This is a genomic window from Rhodococcus sp. EPR-134 (genome assembly GCF_001647205.1).
GTDB classification, from domain to species: Bacteria; Actinomycetota; Actinomycetes; order Mycobacteriales; family Mycobacteriaceae; genus Rhodococcus_F; species Rhodococcus_F qingshengii.
On record NZ_LVCT01000045.1, the window covers coordinates 1 to 7,451 of the forward strand.

The 7,451-nt window shown below is 64.1% G+C and carries 4 protein-coding genes and 2 pseudogenes; 3 read left to right on the top strand and 3 right to left on the bottom strand.

The window, feature by feature from the left end; translation table 11 throughout:
* Positions 1-508 (bottom strand): annotated as a pseudogene (locus A2J01_RS02245) (glucose-6-phosphate isomerase); the annotation flags it as partial.
* A gap of 86 nt (positions 509-594) precedes the next feature.
* Between A2J01_RS02245 and A2J01_RS02250 the strand changes: the two are divergent.
* The gene (locus A2J01_RS02250; protein ID WP_007727613.1) at positions 595-2,049 is read left to right on the top strand and encodes an NAD-dependent succinate-semialdehyde dehydrogenase; all 1,455 of its coding nucleotides are present in this window, start codon (positions 595-597) and stop codon (positions 2,047-2,049) included.
* A gap of 74 nt (positions 2,050-2,123) precedes the next feature.
* Here A2J01_RS02250 and A2J01_RS02255 read toward each other — a convergent pair whose 3' ends face one another.
* On the bottom strand, positions 2,124-2,450 hold the full coding sequence (locus tag A2J01_RS02255; protein WP_003946362.1) for a chorismate mutase: 327 nt from the start codon (positions 2,448-2,450) through the stop codon (positions 2,124-2,126).
* Positions 2,451-2,766: 316 nt separating this feature from the next.
* On the opposite strand from A2J01_RS02255, the gene pcrA reads away from it, so the two are divergent.
* Positions 2,767-5,259: a DNA helicase PcrA gene (gene pcrA, locus A2J01_RS02260; RefSeq protein ID WP_064111764.1), complete on the top strand. Its 2,493-nt coding sequence runs from the start codon at positions 2,767-2,769 to the stop codon at positions 5,257-5,259.
* Between the two features lie 78 nt (positions 5,260-5,337).
* On the opposite strand, the gene A2J01_RS02265 is transcribed toward pcrA, so the two are convergent.
* The gene (locus A2J01_RS02265) at positions 5,338-6,360 is read right to left on the bottom strand and encodes a M23 family metallopeptidase (RefSeq protein ID WP_064111766.1); all 1,023 of its coding nucleotides are present in this window, start codon (positions 6,358-6,360) and stop codon (positions 5,338-5,340) included.
* A 232-nt stretch (positions 6,361-6,592) separates the two neighbouring features.
* Between A2J01_RS02265 and A2J01_RS02270 the strand changes: the two are divergent.
* Positions 6,593-7,451, top strand: a pseudogene (locus tag A2J01_RS02270) (hypothetical protein); the annotation flags it as partial.

Genomic DNA, 7,451 nt, shown 5'->3' on the forward strand with positions numbered 1-7,451 from the left:
GTAGTGCGCGGTAGACCATCACCGGCCCGAGGTCGGAACCGCCGATGCCGATGTTGACGATGGTGCGGATGCGCTTGCCGGTAGCTCCGGTCCACTCGCCGCTGCGCACACGATCGGCAAAAGCGCCCATCGCGTCCAGAACTTCGTGAACGTCCGCGACGACGTCTTGACCGTCGACGGTCAGAGCAGAATCCTTGGGCAGACGCAGCGCTGTGTGCAGTACGGCGCGGTCTTCGGAAGTGTTGATGTGATCGCCCGCGAACATCGCGTCGCGTCGTGCCTCGACGCCGGCCTCGCGGGCCAGGTCGACGAGCAGCGCGAGAGTCTCGCGGCTGACGCGATGCTTGCTGTAGTCGATGTGAAGATCACCGGCGTCGATCGTCAGCTCTCGCCCGCGGGCTGGATCGTCCTGGAAGAGTTCTCGCAGGTGAACGCCTTCGATGTCGGCGTAATGAGCGCGCAGTTTCTGCCAGGCTGAGGTTCCGGTGATGTCAGTGCTCACGATCATCGACTTTAGTGGCACAAGCTGGAAACTTCCGCGTGAGTCTCGCTCGCGGGCAGACGGACGCGGCTCCGACGAGCATCATGGAACCCATGGACACATTCGAATTCATTCGATCAGTTCCCACCCAGTTGTTCGTCGGCGGTCGGTTCGTGCCCGCGGAGAACAACGCGACCTTCCCGGTGGCGGATCCGGCGACCGGGAAATCGTTGACCGATGTCGCCGATGCGAGCCCCGCGGACGCGCTGCGCGCTCTCGACGAAGCCGTCGCCGTCTCGTCGAAGTGGGCGAGCACACCTGCGCGCGAGCGTGGTGAAATCCTGCGAGCCGTCTTCGAGAAGATCACCGAGCGAGCCGAGGACGTGGCGCTGCTGATGACCCTCGAAATGGGCAAGGCACTCGCCGAAAGTCGCGCCGAGGTGAAGTACGGGGCGGAGTTCTTCCGGTGGTTCAGCGAGGAGGCCGTTCGCATCGGCGGGCGCTACACGCCGGCGCCGGCGGGCAACGGCCGGATCCTTGTCACCAAGGCGCCGGTCGGACCGTGTCTGGCCATCACTCCCTGGAATTTCCCGTTGGCGATGGGTACCCGCAAGATCGGCCCGGCGTTGGCCGCCGGCTGCACGATCATCGTCAAGCCCGCCTCGGAGACCCCGTTGACGATGTTGTTGCTTGCTCAGCTCATGGCCGAAGCCGGGTTGCCCGACGGAGTCCTCTCGGTGTTGCCGACATCGAAATCCGGTGAAGTGACCGGCCCTCTCATCGACGACCCTCGACTGCGCAAGCTCACCTTCACCGGGTCCACCGGCGTCGGCAAGATGCTGGTGGAGAAGTCCGCGAAGCGATTGCTCCGCACGTCGATGGAATTGGGTGGCAACGCACCCTTCGTGGTGTTCGACGACGCGGACGTCGACAAGGCAGTCGAGGGCGCGGTACTGGCGAAGCTTCGCAACGGTGGCGAAGCATGCACCGCCGCCAACCGGTTCCACGTCGCCAACGCCGTGCGTGAAGAGTTCACGACCAAGCTGACCGAGAAGATGGCGACTTTCACGATGGGACCCGGTACCGACCCGGAGACGAAGCTCGGGCCGCTGATCAACCAGAACCAGCTCGACACGGTCGCGGAGTTGGTTGCAGATGCGGTGGATGCCGGGGCGAAGGTGCGACTGGGCGGCGAAGCGCCGGGTGGTGAAGGGTACTTCTATCCAGCCACGGTGTTGGCAGACGTTCCGGCCAGCGCGCGGATTCTGAAAGAAGAGGTGTTCGGACCCGTCGCCGCGATCACCGGCTTCGACACCGAAGCCGAGGGAATCGCAGCCGCCAACGACACCGAGTTCGGACTGGCCGCGTACATCTTCACGAGGGATCTCGACCGTGCGCTTCGGGTTTCCGACGCACTGGAATCAGGAATGATCGGCGTCAACCGCGGAGTGATCTCGGACGCGGCAGCGCCGTTCGGTGGCGTGAAGGAATCCGGATTCGGCCGCGAGGGCGGGACCGAGGGGATCGAGGAATACCTGAACACGAAGTACATCGCGCTCGAGAGCTGATACACACGCGAACGGCCACATCGGGACTGCCAGAGGCATCCGATGTGGCCGTTCGCAAGTGATCTGGGTGTGCGCTAGTGGCCCAGGCGTCCGCGGCCCAGGCGCAGGAGCAGCATCGCGAGAGTGTGGCCTTCCTGGCCCAGCTCGTTGAATCGTTCTAGGACCTTCATCTCGCGGCTGTGCACCAGACGCGGACCACCCGATGCCATCCGGGTACGGCCGATGATCTGGGAGACCTCGGAGCGGCGTTTGATGGCCGCGAGGATCTCGGCGTCGAGACGGTCGATTTCTTTCCGTAGTTCGTCGATCTCCGCCTCACTCTGGGGGATCTCGACGTCTGTCGGAGCAGTTTTTACAGTATCGACAGTATTTCCATGGGGGGCTGCAGCCTGGGTGCTCATTGCTATTCGTCTCCTCTTCCTACTGCGTGGATCGTGGTCTCGGCTCGGGTCGTTACCGATCCAGGCACACTGACGAAAATGCCCCGGATCCGATTCGGACCAGGGGCGGGTGAGCTGTTCAGATCACGTGCACCGAGGTCCGGGGCACGTAAAGTAACGCCACAGCGGGCCGACGGGGTCGGCCGTGTTGTCGCGAACGGAAATGCTGAACATAGCGTCCAGTTTGCCATGCTCGACACAGGTAATCCAAGTGCCTCTACCAGCAGGTGGACGCACTGACGACCGTGTCGGTGGACGCCGGTAGCGTGGACAGGCGATGAACACGTACCCAGCACTCGGTGAGCACGACGGACATTCCCAGCACGACGGGGGCGGCGCGCGGGGACACGACGCGGGTTCGGACGCCCTCCTCGAGGGTCTCAACCCGCAACAGCGCGAGGCCGTGGTCCATGCCGGTTCGCCGTTGCTGATAGTCGCGGGCGCCGGCTCGGGCAAGACTGCAGTGCTGACGCGTCGCATCGCCTATCTGTTGGCCGAACGGGGTGTCACCCCCGGTCAGATCCTGGCCATCACGTTCACCAACAAGGCTGCGGCCGAGATGCGCGAGCGTGTGGCAGCTCTTGTCGGACCGCGTGCCAACGCCATGTGGGTATCGACGTTCCACTCCAGTTGCGTGCGGATCCTGCGAGCACAGGCGGCGCTCCTGCCCGGTTTGAACTCGAATTTCTCGATCTACGATTCCGACGATTCGCGTCGACTGCTGACGATGATCTCGAAGGACCTCGAGCTCGACACCAAACGATTCTCCGCGCGCCTTCTCGCCACTCACATCTCCAACCTGAAGAACGAACTCGTCGGACCGGAAGAGGCGGTTGTCGCAGCCGATCAGGATCCGGCCGAACTTCCGCGACTGATCGCCAAGGTCTACGGCCACTACCAACAGCGGCTGCGTGCGGCGAACGCACTCGACTTCGACGATCTCATCGGTGAGACCGTCGCGCTTCTTCAGGCGTTTCCACAGATCGCCGAGTACTACCGCCGCCGCTTCCGTCACGTGCTCGTCGACGAGTACCAGGACACCAACCACGCGCAATACATGCTTGTGCGTGAACTGGTCGGTGGAGCCGGCGAGTCCGACCACGCCGTTGCCCCGGCCGAACTGTGCGTCGTCGGTGACGCCGATCAGTCGATCTACGCATTCCGCGGAGCCACTATCCGCAACATCGAAGAGTTCGAACGCGACTACCCGGATGCTCGGACCATCCTTCTCGAACAGAACTACCGTTCGACGCAGAACATTCTGTCTGCGGCCAACTCCGTGATTTCCAAGAACACCGGTCGACGAGAAAAGCGTCTGTGGACCGATTCGGGTGAAGGCGAACTGATCGTCGGCTACGTTGCAGACAACGAGCACGACGAAGCATCGTTTGTCGCCTCGGAGATCGATCGGCTGGTGGACCAGGGCGAGACCAAGTTCGCCGACATCGCGGTGTTCTACCGGACCAACAACTCCTCGCGCGCGCTCGAGGAGATCTTCATTCGACTCGGAGTGCCGTACAAGGTGGTCGGCGGCGTTCGCTTCTACGAGCGCAAGGAAGTTCGGGACATCGTCGCGTATCTGCGCGTCCTCGCCAACGAGGACGACACCGTGAGCCTGCGACGCATTCTCAACACGCCCCGACGCGGTATCGGTGATCGAGCCGAAGCCTGCGTCGCCGTGCACTCCGAGCATCGCAACATCAGCTTCGCCGCCGCTCTCCGTGACGGCGCGGAAGGCAAAGTGGCGCTGCTCAATACGCGGTCACAGAAGGCCATCGCGTCGTTCCTCGAGATGATGGACGGGCTGCGGGCCCTGCTACCGACAGCGGCCGCCGACGAGGACGAACCGTTCGAGCTCGGTGACATCGGTGAGGTTGCCGAGGCGGTGCTCGAGCGCACCGGCTACCGCGCCGAGCTTGCGGCGAGCAGCGATCCGCAGGATGGCGCGCGACTCGACAACTTGAACGAACTCGTCAGCGTGGCAAGGGAATTCAGTTCCGACGCGCGAAACGCGGCCGGGCTGATCGATCCGGACGACGAGGAAACCGCAGCAATGCGTGAAGGTGAACCCGATCCGGGTTCGCTTGCCGCCTTCCTCGAACGGGTATCGCTTGTCGCCGACGCCGATCAACTGCCGGACTCCGACGACGGCGTCGTGACCATGATGACGCTTCACACCGCCAAGGGCCTCGAGTTCCCGGTCGTCTTCGTCACCGGTTGGGAGGACGGGCAGTTCCCGCACATGCGCGCCCTCGGCGATCCGGCGGAGCTGTCCGAAGAGAGTCGACTTGCTTACGTCGGCATCACCCGTGCCAGGCAGCGCCTGTACCTGACGCGCGCGATCATGCGTTCGGCGTGGGGGCAACCGATCCAGAACCCGGCGTCGCGGTTCATCCAGGAGATCCCGGAGGACCTGATCAACTGGCGCCGTGAGGATCCGGGCACCGGTGGCGGATTCGGAAGCGGCAGGCCGGGTTACGGCAGCGGAAGCCGCTACGGCAGCCAGGGCGGCCAGGGATACGGCGGCGGGCAGAACTACGGGGGAGGGTCCGGCAAGGCCGCGTCGACTCCCAGTTTCGGTGCCGCGCGTGGCCGCAACAACGTTCTGGTCCTCGCCACGGGTGACCGCGTCAGTCACGACAAGTACGGTCTGGGCACCGTGTTGGAAACCAAGGGCACTGGCCCCACCGCGACGGTCACCATCGACTTCGGTAGCGCGGGCAAGGTGCGGTTGATGCTCATCGGCGGTGTGCCGATGGTCAAGCTGTAGAAGACAGGCAAAAACTTCCGGCCCGTACCTGGAAAGGTACGGGCCGGAAGTTTTTCATCAGAAGCGTTGGGCTTGCGATCAGTCCTGCTCGACGCCGAGGCTGATGCCGCGTGAGGCGAGCCAGGGGAGGGGATCGATCTTGTTCTCGCCGGCGAGATGAACCTCGAAGTGAAGGTGCGGGCCGGTGGAGAAGCCGCGGTTGCCGACAGTGGCGATCTGGTCGCCGGCCATGACCTGCTGACCGACCGTGACGGTGGACGTGTCGATGTGGCCGTAGACGGTGATCGTTCCGTCTGCGTGCTGTAGGCGTACCCACATGCCGAACCCGGAAGCCGGACCTGAATCGATGACCTTGCCGTCGGCGACGGCGACGATGGGCGTCCCGATCGGGGCGGCGATGTCGACGCCGGCGTGCAGGGTGCCCCAGCGGGTGCCGAAATTGGACGTGAACGTGCCAACTGCCGGCAGGACGAACAGCGGGCGACGGGCAGCGGCTTCGCGTGCTGCGCGCTCGTCACTGAAACGCTGGCCCTTGGCAAGCAGGTTGCTGAACTGGGAGAGGTCGGTCGGCGCTGCGACGTTGAGGACCTGCGGAGCGTCGGCCTCGGTGGTGGCTGCCGTGGAGGTGGCCGGAGCGAACTGAGCGGCCTGCGGTTCTGCGGTGGTACCGATCGCGGAGGACTCGTTGGCGAGTGCAACTTCCGAGTGGTCGGCGGCAGAAGAGGAACCGTCGTTGACAACTGCCTGGCCCGCGGCGACAACCGCGCCGGCTGCAACTGCCAGAACGGCGGCGCGGCCCTTGAGAGCGGAGGGAGGGGTGGGGAGTCGGTGAGCACCGCTGCGGCGAACCGGAGATTCGACATCGACTGTCGGTGCGGAGGAAGCGTAAGTGGGGGTGCTGATCACGTCGGACTCGACGAACTGGTGAGAGTCGGAATCTGACGACGTGGAGGATGAATTTCGAGTGAACATATCGGTAGAGATCTCAGAACTTTTGGTCTCGGTGTAACGCCTGGCCGAGTGCGTTGGATAAGTGGTCGTGACCTCGTCTGGAGCTGAGTTCGAGAACCTACTAGCGGTGAACTGGCTGCGGTGATGCATATGCCGGTTCTCTCCTCGAGTTCGTGATCAGCCCGTGACTTAGACCGACTGACGGTAACGAAATGATTGCGATGGGCGCAAGCCGTAGCGGAAACCTGTCCGATTATGTGACGTGCCTCACAGCTTGACCTGGGAATATGTCGATCCGGGCAAAACGGACGAATCATCTCGTTTCGTGATCACGCGTGTCACAACCGGATCACCGGTCCATTCAGGCACTACCGTCGATCGAGTGTCCACAACACCTGGAACTACGTCGCAGGCGCGTTTCGACGACCCCGGAGTGAAGTCCGGGGCGCCACTCGCGGCGGTAATCGGACTGCTCGGTGCCGTCGGAGTGGCAGCCAGTCCCGTCGTCGGAGTCGGGAGTGGCCGCGGGGTCGACACGACGGGGGCTCTTGCTTCCGCCGCTCTCTTCGCTGCCGTCTGCACGATCGTCGTGCCGCTGGTTGCGGTGCTCACCTCGGGGCGCAGGCCCGCCTTCGCAGGTGGACTCCTGGCAGGTATCGGCGCGGTGTCCCTCGGCGCGGCGATCCTCGACGTTCAGTTGTTCGTCGACGCAATCGATGCAAACCGCTTGGACCTTTTCCGTCCGATTTCGGCGGGTTCGATCGATGCGGGTCCGGGCGCTTATCTCGCGCTCGCGGGCCACGGACTTCTTGTGGTGTCCGGTGTCCTCGGCTTCATGGTCGTCCATCGTGAATCGGAGCGGGACGGATACGGCAGCGCTCGCGCCGCGGAATTCGACGGGCGATCGGTTGGCGGGCGGATCGGTGGGTGGCCGACAGCGCTGCTGATTCTGGCCGCGGTGGTGTTCGTGCTCTCCCTGTTCGGTCCTTCCTTCAGTTCGCAGGATCCGATCTTTCTGGTCAAACCGCTCGTCGACTCGGCGGCGGCCACCGCCGTCGGTACGGGATTGGTCGGCGTCGCGGTACTCGTTGCGGTCGCGGCGGCATTGACGTCCATCTCGCTACCGGTGGGCTGCGGCGCCCTGATCGGTGTCGGTCTCGGCGCACTCGCAGTCAGTGGAACCAGGGTGATGGCTGGGTTCGCGGCCGGCGATCGGATCGGCGTCGGTTCGGGATCGGTGG

Bases quoted from the DNA above. Each gene is read 5' to 3' on its own strand.
- A2J01_RS02255 (WP_003946362.1), bottom strand. From the start codon at position 2,450: ATGAGCACCCAGGCTGCAGCCCCCCATGGAAATACTGTCGATACTGTA.
- pcrA (WP_064111764.1), top strand. From the start codon at position 2,767: ATGAACACGTACCCAGCACTCGGTGAGCACGACGGACATTCCCAGCAC.
- A2J01_RS02265 (WP_064111766.1), bottom strand. From the start codon at position 6,360: ATGCATCACCGCAGCCAGTTCACCGCTAGTAGGTTCTCGAACTCAGCT.
- A2J01_RS02250 (WP_007727613.1), top strand. From the start codon at position 595: ATGGACACATTCGAATTCATTCGATCAGTTCCCACCCAGTTGTTCGTC.